This window comes from Stomatobaculum sp. (genome assembly GCF_057248925.1).
This window is the reverse complement of sequence record NZ_DBHIHF010000017.1, coordinates 29,903-46,707: the sequence shown is the minus strand read 5'-3', so window position 1 is coordinate 46,707 and position 16,805 is coordinate 29,903. Positions and strand designations below refer to the sequence as shown.

The window sequence follows — 16,805 nt, the reverse complement described above, 5'->3', positions numbered from 1 at the left end:
GTCGGCCTTCCACGCTCTTTTTTCGTGAGACCTCCGGTTCGGGAACCACTCGAAACTGGAGGTTTCATTATGCAAAACAACGACAATCAGAAGACCTATTTTATTTACGTTCGCAGCACCGGCGAGAAAGTACCGGTTACCAAAGCGCAGCACGACTCCTTCTATAAGGAAGCTGACCGCATCCGCCACAAGGAGCAGGATCACGGCAGGTGCATGTGCCCTTTCCGCTTCATCTGGAAGTGCGACGGCGACTGTATCGGCTGCGAATACCATGCGGCAGGCGACATTACTTCTCTGGATCAGCCTCTCCCTGATGGCAACAGCACCCTCGGCGACTATATTCCCGACCGTAGTAAGCCTATGGAGGAAGTCATCGCCGACCGCATGCTGCTGGAGCAGCTCTTTGCCAGACTGCGTGAGCTCGACCCGGAGGCAGATACCATCATCCAGCTTTGGAAGGATCACCCGGAGGGCATCTCCGACCGTGCCATCGCAAGAGAGCTCGGTCGCCCACAGAAGACCTTCGCGGATCAGATGAAGAAGTATCGTACCGACCTTCGCAGAATCAGCGGTGACAAGTAATCCTTAAGACTACGAACCACAGCCTTTCCGGTCACTATCCCTCACTCGGATGGTGGCCGGAAAACTTTTTTATAAAATCCTCCGCTCAAATCAACAGTTCATCTCCAGTGGAAGGTGAAGGCAAGAGAACACAGCCTTCAGAAAGCGAGGTGAACTCATGATGTACCGCAGTTACGCAGACACCGGCGGCAACGTGAACGAGGAGATCAAGCTCCTGAATTCCATCAGTCACGTATCCGCCAGACTGGCAAGGAACCTCTCACTCCTTGCCGCAAGCCAATCCGAGGAAGGAGGAAAAAAGAATGTCAAAGATGGCAGAAATGGCAAAAACCATCGAAGAGCTCCGCACCGCTGCTGCTTCTATTAATGCCGTAGCCGACTGGCTCTACCAGCAGTTTTCCGGTGATGACAACGAAGCGCAGGCCACGGAAGCTCCCGCTAAGAAGGAACCGAAGCCTGAACTCAAGCTGGAGGACGTAAGAGCCGTCCTTGCCGAGAAGTCCCGTGCCGGTCATACCGCAGAGGTACGCGCCCTGCTTCAAAAGCTCGGTGCAGCAAAGCTCTCGGAAATCGATCCGGCAAATTATGAAGCCTTGATGAAGGACGCGGAGGTGATCGGCAATGGCAGCTAAAGCACACGCGATCCTATCCGCATCCTCATCCGACAGGTGGCTGCACTGCCCACCATCGGCAAGGCTCTGTGAAACCTACGAGGACAAGGGAAGCCACTACGCTGCGGAAGGCACCGACGCACATGCGCTTGGCGAGTACAAGCTCAAGACCGCGCTCGGTATGCCTGCAGACGATCCGACCGACATCCTCAAATGGTATTCCGAGGAGATGGAGGATGCTACCTCCGGCTATGCCGAATACGTGCTGGAGCAGGTCGAAGCCGCCAAGGAAACCTGCGCTGATCCGGTCGTCCTGATTGAGCAGCGTGTGGACTTCTCCCGCTGGGTAGAACAAGGCTTCGGCACCGCCGACTGCATCATCATCGCAGACGGTACGCTCCGGGTAATCGACTACAAGCACGGCTTAGGCGTTCTGGTCTCCGCAGAGGAAAATCCGCAAATGCAGTGTTATGCCCTCGGCGCTTTGGAGCTTTTCGATGACATTTACGACATCGATCAGGTATCCATGACCATCTACCAGCCGAGACGCCAGAACGTCAGCACCTACGAGATCAGCAAAGAGGATCTGTATCGCTGGGCGGATGAAGTCTTAAAGCCCACCGCAGATCTGGCTTTTGCCGGTGACGGGAACTTCCTGTGCGGTGAATGGTGCGGCTTCTGCAAGGCCAAGAATGAGTGCCGCGCCAGAGCCGAAGCAAACCTGAAGCTCGCGCAGCATGATTTTAAGCTCCCGCCACTGCTTACGGATACCGAGATCGAGATTATCCTCGGCAAGGTAGATGAGCTGGTTAGCTGGGCTTCCGATATCAAGGAATACGCCCTGCAGCAAGCTCTCTCCGGTAAGGAATGGACTGGCTTTAAGCTCGTCGAAGGACGCAGCAACCGCAGATACAGCAACGAGGCCGCCGTCATTGATGCGGTCGAGAAAGCAGGCTTTGACCCGTATGAGAAAAAGCTGCTCGGCATCACCGCCATGCAGAAGCTCCTCGGCAAGTCCCGCTTTGATGAACTCCTGACGGCTTACATTGAAAAGCCGCAGGGCAAACCCACTCTTGTGCCGGAGTCCGATAAGCGCCCGGCCATGAACATAGCAAAAATGATTTTATGGAGGAAAACGACAATGAGTAAGAATGTAAAAATCAGCAATCCCATGAAGGTTATCACCGGTGTCGACACCCGCTGGAGCTACGCGAACGTCTGGGAGCCGAAATCCATCAACGGCGGCACTCCCAAGTACAGCGTGAGTCTCATCATCCCGAAGTCCGACACCAAGACCATCGCCAAGATTCAGGCTGCTATCGAGGCTGCCTACAAAGCGGGCGAGGCCAAGCTCAAGGGCAACGGCAAGTCCGTACCGGCGCTCTCTGTTTTGAAGACTCCTCTGCGTGACGGCGATGCAGAGCGTCCAGACGACGAGGCCTACAAGAATGCCTACTTTGTCAACGCCAATGCAACCTCTGCACCCGGCATCGTGGACGCAGATCTGAATCCGATTCTCACCCGCTCTGAAGTGTACAGCGGTGTGTACGGCAGAGCCAGCATCACGTTTTATGCTTTCAACTCTTCCGGCAATAAGGGAATCGCCTGCGGACTCAACAATCTGCAGAAGATTCGCGACGGTGAGCCTCTCGGCGGCAAGGCAAGTGCTGAGTCCGACTTTGCCACTGATGACGATGAAGATTTTCTCAACTAAGGAAAGGAGCGCAAAACTATGGAAAGCACAGTAATGATTTCATCCCTTCTCTGCAACATCCTGATTGGATTCTTCTGCATCGTAGTCCTGTCTTGGGCAGTGGTCGCCATCCAGACGGTGATCAACGACTTCAAGCGTGAGAAACGCGAGGAGAAAAAGGCCGCGCAGGACGACGAATACCATATCAAGCGTATGGAATCTCTGAAATAATCCAGTACCGGCAGGCGGCTTAGGAGTGATCTTAAGCCGCTTGTTTGAATTGAGGTGAAATCTATGCAAACACTCAGTATCGATATTGAAACCTACAGCGACGTAAATCTGTCCAAGTGCGGCGTTTATAAATATGCCGAGTCACCAGATTTTGAAATACTGCTGTTCGGCTACAGCACCGACGGCTCCGATGTGACGGTCATCGACCTTGCACAGGGAGAACGCCTGCCGCAGGAAATTATAGATGCCCTGACCGATGATTCTGTCATCAAATGGGCTTTCAATGCAAATTTTGAACGGGTGTGCTTATCCCGGTATCTCCGTGATCTGGGTGTGAGCCTTGATCTCTTCCATGATAACCATCCACTCTCTCAGGAGTGCGCCAAGTTCTTAAACCCAGAAAGCTGGCGCTGCTCTATGGTCTGGGCGGGCACAATGGGACTGCCGCTTTCTCTGGAAGGCGTCGGTGCTGTCCTCGGTCTTGAAAAGCAGAAGCTCACTGAAGGGAAAGACCTGATCAAATACTTCTCCGTGCCCTGCACTCCGACAAAGGCAAACGGCGGTCGCACAAGGAACCATCCCTTCCACGCGCCGGACAAATGGAAAGCCTTCAAAAAATATAACATCCGTGATGTGGAAACCGAGATCGGCATCAAGGATCGCCTCGCTAAATTTCCTGTGTCGGACGAGGTCTGGGATGAATACCATATCGATCAGGAAATTAACGACAGAGGTGTACGACTCGACATGGATCTGGTGAAAGAAGCCATCGAAATGGATACACGCTCCTGGTCTGAGCTGACTGCTGCTATAAAAGACATCACAGCACTTGATAATCCGAACTCCGTGCAGCAAATGAAGCAATGGCTCTCCGATAATGGTCTCGAAACCGACACTCTTGGCAAAAAAGTCGTGGCAGAGCTCATCAAAACGGCTCCTCCAGAGCTGCAGACCGTTCTGGAACTGCGCCAGCAACTTGCCAAATCCTCCGTCAAAAAATATCAGACGATGGAGCGTGCAGTCTGTGACGACGGCAGGGCTCGCGGCATGTTCGCATTTTACGGAGCCAACCGCACTGGGCGATGGGCAGGAAGACTCATACAATTACAAAATCTCCCGCAAAATCATCTCCCGGATCTGGCCGATGCCCGTGCTCTTGTAAAATCCGGAGACTTCGATGCCGTGAAGCTTCTATATGAAGATGTCCCGGATACACTCTCTCAACTAATCCGGACAGCATTCATCCCGAAGGATGGCACGCAGTTTTATGTTTCTGACTTCAGCGCCATCGAAGCCAGAGTCATCGCATGGTATGCCGGTGAGACATGGTGTCAAAAAGTCTTTGAAACTGGAGGTGACATCTACTGCGCTAGCGCCAGTCAGATGTTCCATGTTCCGGTCGAGAAACATGGCATTAACGGCCACTTGCGTCAAAAAGGCAAAATCGCGGAACTTGCGCTCGGCCACGGCGGCTCGGTCGGTGCCTTAAAGGAAATGGGCGCTATTGAGATGGGACTTTCCGAAGATGAGCTTCCTCCGCTGGTGGATGCATGGCGACAGACAAATCCCAATATAGTGAAATTCTAGTGGGATGTCGACCGAGCTGTTATGGAGGCCGTGAAATATAAACACGCAACCAGCAGCTACGGACTTACCTTCTCCTGTCGCTCCGGAATGCTCTTTATTACACTGCCCTCCGGACGTAACCTCGCCTATGTAAAGCCAAAGGTCGGTACGAATAAATTCGGAGGCGAGTGTATTACCTATGAGAGCATAGGCAGCACGAAAAAATGGGAACGGCTCGATTCATACGGGCCGAAATTCGTGGAAAATATCGTGCAGGCAACCTCCCGCGACATTCTCTGCTATGCCATGAAGACGCTGCGCTGCTGCTCCATCGTCATGCATATCCACGACGAGCTGGTTATCGAAGCTGATCCTCGCATGTCTCTTGACGTTCTCTGTGAACAGATGGGCAGGACTCCTCCGTGGGCAAAAGGCCTGAAGCTCCGCGCCGACGATTACACCACGCCCTTTTACAAAAAAGATTAAAAATCGTCCGCTCAAATCAGGCGTTCATCTCCAGTGGAAATTAGAGGTGGACGCCTTTAAGTCTGCCCGGAAAGGAGGACTTTTGAGTGAGCAACGATTATCGCAACAGCGAAGGCTATCCTGACCCAACTGCAGGTGAAGCACTCTCCCGGATTGCTGCAAATGAAAAGCAGTCCCTTCGTGCTTTCCGGCCCATCGTCTACATCTGCTCTCCGTTTTCCGGAGATGTGGAGACAAACGTGAGGAGTGCCAGACGCTACAGCCGCTTTGCCGTGGACAAGGGATATATCCCTATCGCACCGCATCTGCTATTTCCGCAGTTCCTTGATGATGACAATCCGCAAGAACGTGAGCTTGGTCTTTTCTTCGGGAATGCCCTCATGAGCAAGTGTTCTGAGGTCTGGGTATTCGGTAGCCGCATCTCATCCGGTATGGAATCAGAAATCAAACGCGCCAAGTGGAAGGGCTATCACTTGCGCTATTTCACAGAAGAATGTCAGGAGGTTTAACGCTATGTATGAAATTAAAGAAAATCGCAGAGAGCTTTTCGATGGCACGGAGATCACTACCTACACCCGTGATGTGGTAAGTGTCAATATCCTGCAGGTCGAAGCCGGAACGACTGGCTACAAAGGTGGCGACACCGGCCACGGCGGACGCACTTATTTCCGCATTTCCGATGAAGCCAGCACATATATCCATGTCAGGCCTTTTATGGACAGATTCGGCTGCAACGGTTTTGAAGTTACCCTTGGCGGCGACTGCGAACTGGAAACCATGATCCGCGCCCTGAAATTTATCACGAAGGTGCTGGAGGAAGAATCGGAGGAGGTGTACGACTGATGTTTACTTTGTATAGCGCCGATTTTATCGGCAATCCCGGTAACTGCTCCTATCCTCATAAGATCGTGGTCATGGACGCGGACAGCCTGAAAGCGGCTGTCTGCCACGACTATGTTTGTGCGGAATACAAGAACCACTACCGCAACGGCGACAACTTCCTCTCCGCAGACCGCCTTCCCGTGGACTGCGACAACGACCACTCGGAAGATCCGGCGGATTGGATCAAGCCCTCGGATGTGCTGGAGGCTTTTCTCGGCGTGAGCCTTGCCATCCACTACAGTCGCTTCAATAACCGCGAGAAAAACGGAAAGCCTGTGAGACCGAAGTTCCATGTGCTCTTTCCTATTGACCGCGTAACGGATTCCACCCTTTACGCTGATATGAAGAAGCTGGTCAATACCATCTTTCCATATTTCGATACGAACGCGCTGGATGCCGCACGCTTCTTCTTCGGGACAAAAGACCCGGACGTGGAGCTCTATCCCGGTCGCATGAACCTCACGGAATTTTTGAATGACGACGAGTTCGATGCTGGTCTTCCCGGCGGTCATGAAAAGGATAGCGTTATCCCGGAAGGCAGTCGCAATGCCACCATGTCCCGCTTTGCCGGGATTGTCATCAAGAAATACGGCGACACGGAAACAGCCTACCAGAGCTTTCTGGAAAAGGCCGCAACCTGTGTGCCGCTTCTCGATAACAACGAACTTAATACCATCTGGCACAGCGCCCAGCGCTTTTATTCCAAGATCAGCCGCGAGGACGGTTATGTCCCTCCGGAAGTTTATAACGATGAGAACAGCTATAAGCCGGAGGACTTCTCCGATGTCGGACAGGCCGAAGTGCTCTCGAAGTATTTTGCAAATGAACTGCGCTACTCACCGGCCACCCATTTTATTCGATACAGCGATCACTACTGGCAGGAAACGGAGCCCGGCGCACAGGCCGTCGCTCATGAGCTTACCCGCAGACAGCTCTTAGAAGCCAATCGAAATGTGATGGAGGCGCTGCAGAAGCTCAAAAACTGCGGAGCGCAGGAAATCCTTGATAACACATCCAAGGCCAAAGCAGAACAGCTGATGAACGATGAACAGATGGAGGCCTATCAGGAGTTCCTTGCCGCCAAGGCCTACCAGAGTTTTGCCGTCCGCAGGCGCGATTCCAAGAACATTACATCTACCCTCAAAGAGACGCACCCGATGCTGGAAATCTCACCAAGGGATCTGGACACGGACTGCTTCCTGCTTTGCACACCGGAAGCAACCTTTGACCTGCGCTTAGGCATGGCCGGAGCCCGCGAACACTCTGCCGATGACTTTATTACGAAAATCACGTCCGTGTCGCCCGGCAGTAAGGGAGCACAGCTCTGGCAGGACGATCTTGATCTGATTTTTTCAGAAGGATCAGCAGCTTATCGACTATGTACAAATGATCTGCGGACTTGCTGCAATCGGGAAGGTTTTTGTGGAGGCGCTCATCATCGCATACGGCGATGGCCGGAACGGCAAATCCACCTTCTGGAATGCCATCTCCCGCGTGCTTGGACTCTACAGCAGAAATATATCCGCAGATACCCTGACCGTCAGATGCCGCAGGAATATCAAGCCGGAAATGGCTGAGGTCAAGGGCAAGCGCCTGCTGATTGTTGCAGAAATGCAGGAAGGCGCACGTCTCAATGACTCTACGGTCAAGCAGCTCTGTTCCACAGACGACGTGTTCGCGGAGAAAAAATATAAAGATCCGTTTTCCTTCAAGCCCTGCCACACGCTGGTGCTCTATACGAACCACCTGCCTCGCGTCTCCGCCTCCGATGACGGTATCTGGCGCAGGCTTATCGTGATCCCATTTAACGCCAAGATCGAAGGCAAGGCCGACATTAAAAATTACGGTGAGTACCTGTATGAGAATGTCGGTGAAAGCATTCTGGCATGAGTGATCGAAGGAGCCAAGAAGGTAATCGGCCTCGGTTACCAGATCCCGGTGCCGGACTGTGTAACGAAGGCAATTGAGGAATATCGCAGCCAGAACGACTGGTTCGGACATTTTCTGGATGAGAAGTGCGTGGTAGATGAGTCCTTTAAGGAAAGTTCCTCGGCTCTCTATCAGGCGTACCGCAACTACTCGCCAGCATTTTCTCAGAAGCATTACAAACAATGCCTGACAACATCTATGTGAAATTTGAAGATATCACTGCATGGGGAGTCGGTGGCATGTATATTGACAGAAATCAGTACAGGTAAAATGACAATGAAAGAAACGATTATTTTGACAGCCTTCACCGATCCCATGATGGGCTTAAGCTACGAAAGCGAGCCTGTCATGGAACGGTTGAAACAGAACTATGGCGATCAGATAGAATTCCGATATGTTATGAGTCTTCTGGTACGGAATGTTTCAGACTTCATGACACAAGAAGAACGAATAATGGATGTAGAATCCGGCATCCGAAAGTATTGTGAACGTCTTGCAGGCATATACAAAAGCGAAGAATCCATTGGCGGACTTCCCATCAACATGGAAGGCTTCTGCCTGTTCGATACTGACCATTGTAGTTCCAAGCCTCTCAATCTGGTATACAAAACAGCCCAGCTTGCTGACCCAGAGAGATCTGAAGCATTCCTCACAGAACTCCGCCACGCCACTGTGATCGACTGCCTGCCAACAACACATTTTGATATAATAATGAAGATCGCACAAAAAGTCGGTATAGATGAATATTCCTTCAAACAATATTATCAAAATGGAAATGCAGAAAAAGCATTAGAGACAGATCTGGAATATACTCATAGGCTTGGTATCCACTCCCTTCCGGCATATCTGATCCAGTCCGGTGACAAAGCCATCATAATGCAGAGCTTTGAATATCAGGATTTCGTTGATGTGATTACCAAACTTACGCATTGATAGAATCATAAAACAAGGCCGGTAACATATTCATTAAATTCATTCAATACGATATCCTCCTTCAAATCTCGAGTTGTCGCCCCGACATCTAACTCGGCAACTCAATATAGTGACATCTATCGTGGCAACTCAACTCTCACACATTTTGCCCCAGATTGCCCTTGGATAAGTTACCGTAGACTATTACCCGCTCCACCCGCTCGAAACCATCGGGAGCCGAAAAGCGCCTGAAATCAAGGGCTTTCGCAACTATTTTCCTTCGACCCTTGACATCAATACCACTGTCTCGATGTGTGTGTCACTATCCAAACCATTTCCGATCGGCATGCTCATATCGCTGTCGATGATCGGCAGGCGGAAGGTGATCGACTTCAGCCATTGTCCGCTGGGCTGCCGCTCTCCGTAGATCTGGATGTCTTCAATGAGGGCTTCCATCAGCTTCCGCCGTTCTTCCTCGTTCATCAGCTTATAAAACTTATCGAAGTAGATCAGAATCTTGTAGATGTTATCCCCGGTAACCTTTTCGGACTCGATGGACTGCTTCTTCGCCCTTGCCTCTATTAGGCTCTGCTCCTGGTCGTCGATCTTGTCGTACATCCGGTACAAACGGTCATCCAGGTCGGCCTTGCGGCGGTTATAATGACGGTCATCCGGATCCAGCTGTTCGATCTCTTCCAGAGTCTTCCGCTTCATGGCGTAGGACTGCTTCAGCAGCTTCTCCAGTGCCTTGATCTCCTGATCGATGGCCGTGGTGTCCACCTTCATATTGATCTTTTCCTGCATGAGTGAGGCAAAGCGAGGGTTCGAGACGAGCTTCGTAATGATCTCAACTACGGAAGCATCCAGGATTTCTTCCTGGATCTGCTTTTTATAATCACATTTATGACCGCGGGTCATGGTCCTGTGTTTGCAGCCGTAATAGTAAAAATCCTTATATTTTGATCCGTCTTTCCGGTGCTTGATACTTTTATTACCGTACATCCCTGCGCCGCATACAGGGCATTTTACAAGGCCTGACAAGAGGTGTGTCTTCGTATCCTTCGCCTTGTTCACATGCTCGTATTTCTTTTCCTGGGCGATCATTTTGACCTGGGCCTGGTTCCACAATTCTTCCGAGACGATGCCTTCATGCAGGCCATCCACTACCAGGTAATCATCCTGCTCGACCAGCTTGTATTCGTTGCGGGTGCCATGCACCTTTTCCGTTTTACGGCGGCCATAAGCGATCTTTCCGCAGTACACCGGGTTCTTGATGATACGGCGAATAAGTGCGGAATCAAACAGCGGATTCTTTCCATTATGACGGGCAATCTTATGGATCCCGTGATTTTCCAGATACTTGGCAAGACCATTGGCGCCGATATCCGTGGAGACCCACTGTTCAAAAATGGTGCGGATCGCCGGAGCTTCCTCCTCATTGATCTCCAGTACACCATCCTTCAGGCTGTATCCATAAGGCGGAAAACCACCGTTCCACTTGCCGTCCCTGGCTTTCTGAATCCGGCCCTCCATGGTTTGGACACGAATATTCTCACGCTCGATCTCTGCGACTGCTGACAGAACGGAGATCATCAACTTCCCGGCATCCTTTGAAGAGTCGATGCCATCTTCCACGCAGATTAGATTCACACCGAAATCTTGCATCGTCTGCAGCGTGGACAGGACATCTGCGACATTCCTCCCGAAGCGCGACAATTTGAAGACCAGTACAAAGGAGACATCATCCTTGCCGGTCTTAATGTCTTCCATCATGCGGTTAAACTCGTCGCGGCCCTCTATGGACTTTCCGGACTTGCCGGCATCCTCATACTCCCCCGCAACCTCATAGTCATTGAATTCCGCAAAGGCGCGCATGCGGGTCCGCTGGGCATCCAGGGAATAGCCATCGATCTGCATTGCGGTCGATACGCGGGTATAAATATAGACCTTCATTTTCTTATTTTCCATCAACGGCTCCTCAAAAGTTTGGACATACTTTCCACGTGCATCTTACCATATATATATGTCCATTTTTCAATAAAAGAGAAGGCCGACTCCATGGAAACATCCACAGAATCGGCCTGATTGTTATGCAGCCTGTCTCGCTTCTGCACTGAGCCGCATATATCTTCGATACACTTCTTCGATGCCTTTCAGCCTGCTTTGCTGTCTGGGATCCGGCAGTGCGTCCAGATCCATCTCCCCGGCATATTTCTCTATCATATTGGCGAGAAAACCCGCCAGGCCGCTCCACACATCATTCTCGTACATCCGCATCCCTCCCTTTCGTTTTATTCCTTTCACTCCGATCGTCACGGGCGTAGGCCTCCAATACCTCCGGCGGGATCCGCTCCAAAAGGGCCACCGCAGCGTCATAGTCACGACGAAGCTGCAGATCTGCCATTCTCTTTAAAACGCTCTCCTGGCGGCTTTCCTTCAGTTCTGCCGTAAGGGTTTCGTTTGCCAGTTCAAGCGCCGCGTTTTCAGCCTTCATGGAACCGAAAACCTTGCTGTATTTCCGGACCTGCGTGCTCATCTTCTCTACACTTGGGATATACTTATCCAACACCTTACCGATCTCGGCAGCCTTAGCCTTCGCATTGAAGGCATTGACCTCCGAGAGCAGACCCTCCAGCTTCCCCCTTTGTTTATTGAGCCGTGTCATCTCTTTGAAGACCCGGGGAGGGATATAGTCCCTGCCAGTTTCGCTGGCGCTTAATCCCCTTTCAAGCTCCGGGAACCTTTTGACCATATGTTCCCAGTAGGCATCCTGCCACTTGATGAGTTTCTTCTTGTTGCCGATGATCTCTTTTGCCGAAAGTCTGCCGTCTTCCGTCAGCGGGACAAAAGAAAGGTGCATATGGGGCGTTTTCTCGTCCATATGCACCACGACTGAAATGATCATATCAGGATTCTGTTTCTGTTTGATGAACTCCAGTGCTTCCCGGAAGAAGGCTCTGATTTCCTTCATACTCTTTCCCTGGAAGAACTCAGGACTGGCGGTGATCACTGTCTCCACCAGCCTAACACTGTCCGTCCGGGTCCGGCATCCGGCTTCTCTGATCTGTCTTTCTGCTTCCGTCCGGTACCGGCCCTGAGGTTTAACCAGATGGAAATTCAGATGAGTCCTGTCAGGGTCGATATCCGGGTTACTGGCATAAGACTCTTTTGTCCTTTCGTCGTGGACCTCGATCTTCCCGATCTCCGGCCCCTTGTATTTCATAAATCGCATGATCGCATACTGCGGTGCTGCCATAGTCTCTGCTCCTCCTTCAAACTCTGTAGTGGTAAAGACTTACTGATTTTTGTGTTCGTACGTACATGCGTACAGGCGGTACCCTGGATGGGCTCCGTACGCTTGTACGCACGTACGCGTGATTTGACAGCTTTATTTTAAGAAATGGGTTATCATGATCGATGACCTCGACGCCGCGATATCCCCGGCAGCGTTTTCCCTTCCCTCGATAGATGTTGTTATCCGGGATCAGGTGATACGTTTCCGCATACTGGGAAAGGAAATTGGCGAAGCTCTTCATGGAAAGCGCATTGTCCGCATTGTCATCACACCATTCCTTATAATCCGCATACAGATCGCAGGTCGCAGCCTTACTGTCTTCATGGAAAGTGAGGTACCCCTCGGATGCCAGAAATTCCAGAATGTTGTTCGCGTCCTTCACAATAGCATCGATGTTGTCCTTTGACCGGCCACTGATGGTAAACCGGTAATCATTGGCGACAAGCCGCTTAAGTCCCTCCAGGCACCAAAGAAAGATACTCTCTTTTTCCGCGATCAGCTTTTCAACAAGGTAGGGATCGTCAACGCGGCCTTCCGGCTTGTCCTTCGTGGTGATTACGATCTGCCGCCTGAAGAACCCGTCAGACCGGTCGTGAAGCGCAGTAAGGGCTCCGTTTCCGAAACACAGGAAGCGGACATACAGAAGACTCTGATAGCTCTGGATGCCTTTTCGTTCGACATCCATCTGACATTCGGAGGTGACGATGGATTTGATATAGTTCGTCTTGGTCAGCGCACTCATATCCATATCGTCATCCACCATGAGCAGCTTATCCTCCAGGTCCGCCCTGGCAAAGCGGTTTGTCTCGACCTTCTGGATACTGGTGGTGTTCATATTGATCCCGAGGATCGACCGCATCACCAGTCCGATCCGGGACTTGCCTTCGCCGCCCTTTCCGATCATCAGGAGCATCTTCTGGGCCTTTGTCGTAGGAAGCAGGCAATACCCCAGGTACTCCTGCAGCATCGAGATATCCTCCGGGATGAGAAGCTCCGAAAGGAAGTTCAGCCATACGTTCGGTGTGCCTGCCGCCGGGTTATATGCGACCTCCAGCCGGTTCCGGCAGTATTCCTTTTCTTCACAGAAATGACCGTCCAGATACCAGGTGCCGTTTGAAACATGGATGCGGTCCTGATGCAATGGGAGCTCATCAGTGAAGGCCATCATCCTGACTGCCTTTAAGAGATCTTCGACCTTCCTTGCAGTTCCGGATTTGACCCAGTCACAGATCTCCATAAAGATCTCGCGCTTTAAGGCGGCCTCATCGGAGATAAGACCATCGACGGTATACAGCTTCCCATGGACACATTTCATAGGATGCGCCTCGAGAAACGAACAGCAGAATGTCATCTCATCGATCCTGCGGTCTTCCGTGAGCCATACCGGGGCATCAGGAGGCAGCGTTGATTTTCTCGGCATTATCCGACCTCCTTTCCTTCTCATGGGCTCTGTTCACGCAGTCCTCAAGTCCGGTGATTTTGCCATCCTTCATCAGTTCCATGACCACAGCCTTCCGCTGTTCGAGGTCGCCAACCGTTAAAAGGTCTGCCAGATATTCGATATAGGCGAACATCTGGCAGGCTTCCACAAAGCGGTCATCCGGCTCTTCTTCCATCGAAGTGGGTGCATACTGCACCTTCCAGTTCTCCAGAAGGTGCAGATAATCACAAAGCACCCGCTGACAGTAGCGTTCATCATCACGGAACGCCCTGATCATCGGGTGCCTGGGTTTTGCAAGTGCAGCGACCTTCGGCGGATTATCCGGGTCGATTCCAAAATCCTCCGCGATCTTTCTGGCCGCCTCATAGAGACTGAGATCAAACAGTCCTGCGACCAGGTCGATCACATCACCCTTCGCTCCGCATCCGAAGCAGTAATAGAAGTCCGGATTGAGCTTAAGGCTTGGATGGCGGTCATCGTGGAAGAGACACCGGGCCATGTTATGGCGGGTCACAGTAAGCCCGTATGCCCTGGCAGCCTCCGGCACGCTGACACTTGCTTTAACAGTTTCAAAAAGGTTCATAGTGCATTTCCTCCTTCAGAATTATTTGGATTTTTCATCCTGGTTTCTTATACGGAGAAAATGCCGGGGAGCTTAAAAATGAGGCGGTTCTGGGATTTGGAAGAAGCAGAGAGGGTGAAAATTGCAAAAATGCAATCGAGACCGGATTATGGGACAGTTATATGCGTAAGATAAACTCGTAGAAACAATGGCAACGAATCCCACTGGACAATTTTTCGGTTTTGAAGAAAAGTGTCCAGTAGGACCACGAGACAGCAAAATCAATGAGGATTCCCATCCCGCAACAATTGTAATCATCTGATTGCATTTGTTTTCATTCTGTGGTATGCTATAGGTGGGTAAAGTATGACCATAAACCATTATCAAGTCAGGAGGATAATACGATGGCAAGCACGTTAGTTCAATTCAGGACAGAAGATACAGAAAAACTCCGTGCCGTTCAGATCCTTGATCGTCTCGGGCTCTCTCTTCCCGCATATCTGAGGATGTGTGTTTCAAGGCTGAACCAGGAAAACGGTATTCCTTTCAGTATGAAAATAGAGGAAGAAACCAATCCCGGTATCCGCGCTCTTCAAAGGGCCAGTCGGATCGCAGAGGAATATGGCATCTCAGACATGACTCTCGAGGAGATCAACGCCGAAATCGCAGAAGCAAGGAAGTAAACGCCTATGAAGTATTATGTGGTTATCGACACGAATGTCCTCGTCTCAGCAGTTCTGAAGTCACACTCTGTTCCGGGGAGCATCGTTGAACTTGCCTTTGACGGGCCAATCATACCCATTCTAAATGAGGCGATAGAAAAGGAATATCGGGAAGTACTTTCCCGTCCAAAGTTTCATCTTCCTGAAGATCTCATAGAAGGCATTATGAGCACTTTTCATAAACGTGCCATTTATGCCGATGCCAAGCATCTTGACGTTGAACTGCCGGATCCCAAAGATCTCGTCTTCTATGAAGTGGTTATGGAAGAACGAAAAGAGGAAGAGGCTTATCTTGTGACCGGAAATATCAGGCATTTCCCAAACAGACCCTTTATCGTGACCCCTCGGGAGATGCTGGACATTATCCTAAGGGATCAGGATTTCCGAGATGAGTAATCCCTGACCAGAAAAGAGGCCGCCGTGTCCGACACTTATCTCCCCGGCGATACCCGACAGCGTATCCAGGACCTTATCAAAAACAGGAAGATCACCCAGGCCGAACTTGCCGAAAAGGTCGGCCTTTCAAACAGCGCCCTCAGCCGGTATCTCCAGGGGCGGACAACGAACCTGGGCGATGGTTTCATCATCCGGATCGCCAAATACTTTGATGTGTCGACGGACTTCCTTCTTGGTGAAACGGATATCCCAGATCGGAAGAATTATGATATTGAGGAGCTTAGGCTCTCGGCGGAGACAGCAAAACTCCTGTATACGGGGAAGGTCGATGCATCCGTACTGAATCAGCTGATCGAGCATCCCCGCTTTCCGCAGCTACTGCTTTTACTTGCACGGTATCGGGACGAGACCATGATTGCTGGGATTAATGCGATGAACCAGATCCTGACCTTCATACGATCTCTCACTCTGGATCAAGCAAACCTTCATCCGGAAGATGCAGATACAGCGAAAAATGCCGCACAGGATTTGAGGTTGCTTGCTACTCCTCCTGTCACAGCTGATACGAACACGATCCAGAATCTTTTCATGCAGATCGTATGAGATATAAAGAAAAATGCAGAGTCGGCGTCAGAAGCACAGCAGGCCGCGACCACCGAAGTGTTAAAGCTGCTGCGAGAGAATTTGACCAAAGATGGTGAGTCAGTTGATCTCAGCAAGCTGACCGCTGAAGATCTGACAGTAGCGGTTATGAAGACCATTTCAGAAGCTGGCATACCGAAAGAAAAGCTCACATCACTTGGCGCCAGTTTCCTGGATTTGTTGAATGCTCTAAAGGAACCGGATCATGACGAATGAGGAACTCTGCATTCTGGCGCAAAGCGGAAATGCCGATGCAGCGAATGAGCTGATTGATCATTTGCTTCCTTCCTTTAAAGCACTGACTGCCAAATTTGAGGCGCAGTACTCTGGACTTCAGGTTGAAGCAGACAATCTCCTTCAGGAGGGACCCATCGGCTTGCTAAGGGCTGTTCACTCTTTCCTTCCGGATAAAGGCAACCTGTTTCAAACCTACGCATCCCGGGTTTCCGAAAATGCCATGATGGATTACGTCCGGAAATGTGCATCTGCTGTTCCTTCCACAGGTCAGATGTTAAGTCTCGACATTGAACCCTATAACGATCCGGACAATGATGAGAGCAGTTTTTACGACAGGCTTTTTTCAGAGTACACAAAGACACCGGAACAGATTTATATCGAAAAAGAAACATATGAAGAAGTCCATCATGCCCTGGATATGCTCTCCCCCAGGGAACGCACATATCTTCGTTACCGCTACGGCTTTGACGATGTTCTTCCCCACGATAGGGTAGAGACTGCGGTCCATTTTCATTTAAGTGACAGCCGCGCAAAGAGCATTGAACAAACCGCTCTCCATAGCTTCCGCGAGGAGCTCCATTGGTAATAGCAGTAATTTCATTGTCTGGTTTTTGTATA

Annotated in this window: 21 protein-coding genes and 2 pseudogenes; 18 read left to right on the top strand and 5 right to left on the bottom strand. The window is 50.8% G+C overall.

The window, feature by feature from the left end:
* Positions 1-69: 69 nt before the first annotated feature.
* The 13 genes and pseudogenes from ACO4XG_RS07550 to ACO4XG_RS07490 all read left to right on the top strand — a co-directional run bounded on the left by ACO4XG_RS07550 (position 70) and on the right by ACO4XG_RS07490 (position 8,913).
* Entirely contained in the window at positions 70-582 is a 513-nt protein-coding gene (locus ACO4XG_RS07550; protein ID WP_308509337.1) for a sigma-70 family RNA polymerase sigma factor, read from the top strand.
* A 302-nt stretch (positions 583-884) separates the two neighbouring features.
* Complete coding sequence (locus ACO4XG_RS07545; RefSeq protein WP_308509338.1) at positions 885-1,214, top strand: DNA ligase; 330 nt, start codon at positions 885-887, stop codon at positions 1,212-1,214.
* Positions 1,204-2,342 (top strand): annotated as a pseudogene (locus ACO4XG_RS07540) (DUF2800 domain-containing protein). Before ACO4XG_RS07545 ends, ACO4XG_RS07540 begins: the two are co-directional and overlap by 11 nt.
* Complete coding sequence (locus ACO4XG_RS07535) at positions 2,335-2,907, top strand: DUF2815 family protein (protein ID WP_308509339.1); 573 nt, start codon at positions 2,335-2,337, stop codon at positions 2,905-2,907. Before ACO4XG_RS07540 ends, ACO4XG_RS07535 begins: the two are co-directional and overlap by 8 nt.
* Positions 2,908-2,925: 18 nt before the next feature.
* Complete coding sequence (locus ACO4XG_RS07530; protein WP_308509340.1) at positions 2,926-3,117, top strand: hypothetical protein; 192 nt, start codon at positions 2,926-2,928, stop codon at positions 3,115-3,117.
* Positions 3,118-3,180: 63 nt separating this feature from the next.
* On the top strand, positions 3,181-4,704 hold the full coding sequence (locus ACO4XG_RS07525; protein ID WP_330670174.1) for a DNA polymerase: 1,524 nt from the start codon (positions 3,181-3,183) through the stop codon (positions 4,702-4,704).
* Between the two features lie 30 nt (positions 4,705-4,734).
* On the top strand, positions 4,735-5,169 hold the full coding sequence (locus ACO4XG_RS07520) for a hypothetical protein (RefSeq protein WP_485129675.1): 435 nt from the start codon (positions 4,735-4,737) through the stop codon (positions 5,167-5,169).
* An 86-nt stretch (positions 5,170-5,255) separates the two neighbouring features.
* The gene (locus ACO4XG_RS07515; protein ID WP_308509341.1) at positions 5,256-5,678 is read left to right on the top strand and encodes a DUF7768 domain-containing protein; all 423 of its coding nucleotides are present in this window, start codon (positions 5,256-5,258) and stop codon (positions 5,676-5,678) included.
* 4 nt (positions 5,679-5,682) lie between these two features.
* Positions 5,683-6,012, top strand: a complete 330-nt coding sequence (locus ACO4XG_RS07510; RefSeq protein WP_308509342.1) for a hypothetical protein — start codon at positions 5,683-5,685, stop codon at positions 6,010-6,012.
* Positions 6,012-7,340: pseudogene (locus ACO4XG_RS07505) on the top strand (phage/plasmid primase, P4 family); the annotation flags it as partial. The gene ACO4XG_RS07510 and the pseudogene ACO4XG_RS07505, both read left to right, overlap by 1 nt.
* A 97-nt stretch (positions 7,341-7,437) precedes the next feature.
* A complete protein-coding gene (locus tag ACO4XG_RS07500; protein ID WP_308509343.1) occupies positions 7,438-7,941 on the top strand; it encodes a DNA primase family protein in 504 nt (167 codons plus the stop codon).
* Entirely contained in the window at positions 7,942-8,184 is a 243-nt protein-coding gene (locus ACO4XG_RS07495; protein WP_308509344.1) for a hypothetical protein, read from the top strand.
* Positions 8,185-8,226: 42 nt separating this feature from the next.
* Positions 8,227-8,913: a DsbA family protein gene (locus tag ACO4XG_RS07490; RefSeq protein WP_308509345.1), complete on the top strand. Its 687-nt coding sequence runs from the start codon at positions 8,227-8,229 to the stop codon at positions 8,911-8,913.
* A 249-nt stretch (positions 8,914-9,162) separates the two neighbouring features.
* Here the strand turns inward: ACO4XG_RS07490 and ACO4XG_RS07485 are convergent, their stop codons facing one another.
* From ACO4XG_RS07485 to ACO4XG_RS07465, 5 genes are all read right to left on the bottom strand, one after another.
* Positions 9,163-10,860: a recombinase family protein gene (locus ACO4XG_RS07485; RefSeq protein ID WP_308509346.1), complete on the bottom strand. Its 1,698-nt coding sequence runs from the start codon at positions 10,858-10,860 to the stop codon at positions 9,163-9,165.
* A gap of 120 nt (positions 10,861-10,980) precedes the next feature.
* Positions 10,981-11,163, bottom strand: a complete 183-nt coding sequence (locus ACO4XG_RS07480) for a hypothetical protein (RefSeq protein ID WP_308509380.1) — start codon at positions 11,161-11,163, stop codon at positions 10,981-10,983.
* On the bottom strand, positions 11,150-12,148 hold the full coding sequence (gene mobV / locus ACO4XG_RS07475) for a MobV family relaxase (protein ID WP_308509347.1): 999 nt from the start codon (positions 12,146-12,148) through the stop codon (positions 11,150-11,152). The genes ACO4XG_RS07480 and mobV overlap by 14 nt, the downstream gene beginning before the upstream one ends.
* A 16-nt stretch (positions 12,149-12,164) precedes the next feature.
* Positions 12,165-13,607, bottom strand: coding sequence for a DNA primase family protein (locus ACO4XG_RS07470; protein ID WP_308509348.1), 1,443 nt, complete (start codon positions 13,605-13,607; stop codon positions 12,165-12,167).
* A complete protein-coding gene (locus ACO4XG_RS07465) occupies positions 13,579-14,211 on the bottom strand; it encodes a CHC2 zinc finger domain-containing protein (protein WP_308509349.1) in 633 nt (210 codons plus the stop codon). The genes ACO4XG_RS07470 and ACO4XG_RS07465 overlap by 29 nt, the downstream gene beginning before the upstream one ends.
* A 383-nt stretch (positions 14,212-14,594) precedes the next feature.
* On the opposite strand from ACO4XG_RS07465, the gene ACO4XG_RS07460 reads away from it, so the two are divergent.
* Genes ACO4XG_RS07460 through ACO4XG_RS07440 form a run of 5 tightly spaced genes read left to right on the top strand, consistent with a single transcriptional unit; the run spans position 14,595 to position 16,773 of the window.
* On the top strand, positions 14,595-14,873 hold the full coding sequence (locus ACO4XG_RS07460) for a type II toxin-antitoxin system RelB/DinJ family antitoxin (protein ID WP_105303949.1): 279 nt from the start codon (positions 14,595-14,597) through the stop codon (positions 14,871-14,873).
* A gap of 6 nt (positions 14,874-14,879) precedes the next feature.
* Complete coding sequence (locus ACO4XG_RS07455) at positions 14,880-15,308, top strand: putative toxin-antitoxin system toxin component, PIN family (protein ID WP_308509350.1); 429 nt, start codon at positions 14,880-14,882, stop codon at positions 15,306-15,308.
* A 24-nt stretch (positions 15,309-15,332) separates the two neighbouring features.
* Complete coding sequence (locus ACO4XG_RS07450; RefSeq protein WP_308509351.1) at positions 15,333-15,911, top strand: helix-turn-helix domain-containing protein; 579 nt, start codon at positions 15,333-15,335, stop codon at positions 15,909-15,911.
* A gap of 57 nt (positions 15,912-15,968) precedes the next feature.
* Complete coding sequence (locus ACO4XG_RS07445; protein ID WP_308509352.1) at positions 15,969-16,166, top strand: hypothetical protein; 198 nt, start codon at positions 15,969-15,971, stop codon at positions 16,164-16,166.
* Complete coding sequence (locus ACO4XG_RS07440) at positions 16,156-16,773, top strand: sigma-70 family RNA polymerase sigma factor (protein ID WP_308509353.1); 618 nt, start codon at positions 16,156-16,158, stop codon at positions 16,771-16,773. Before ACO4XG_RS07445 ends, ACO4XG_RS07440 begins: the two co-directional genes overlap by 11 nt.
* Positions 16,774-16,805: the final 32 nt, after the last annotated feature.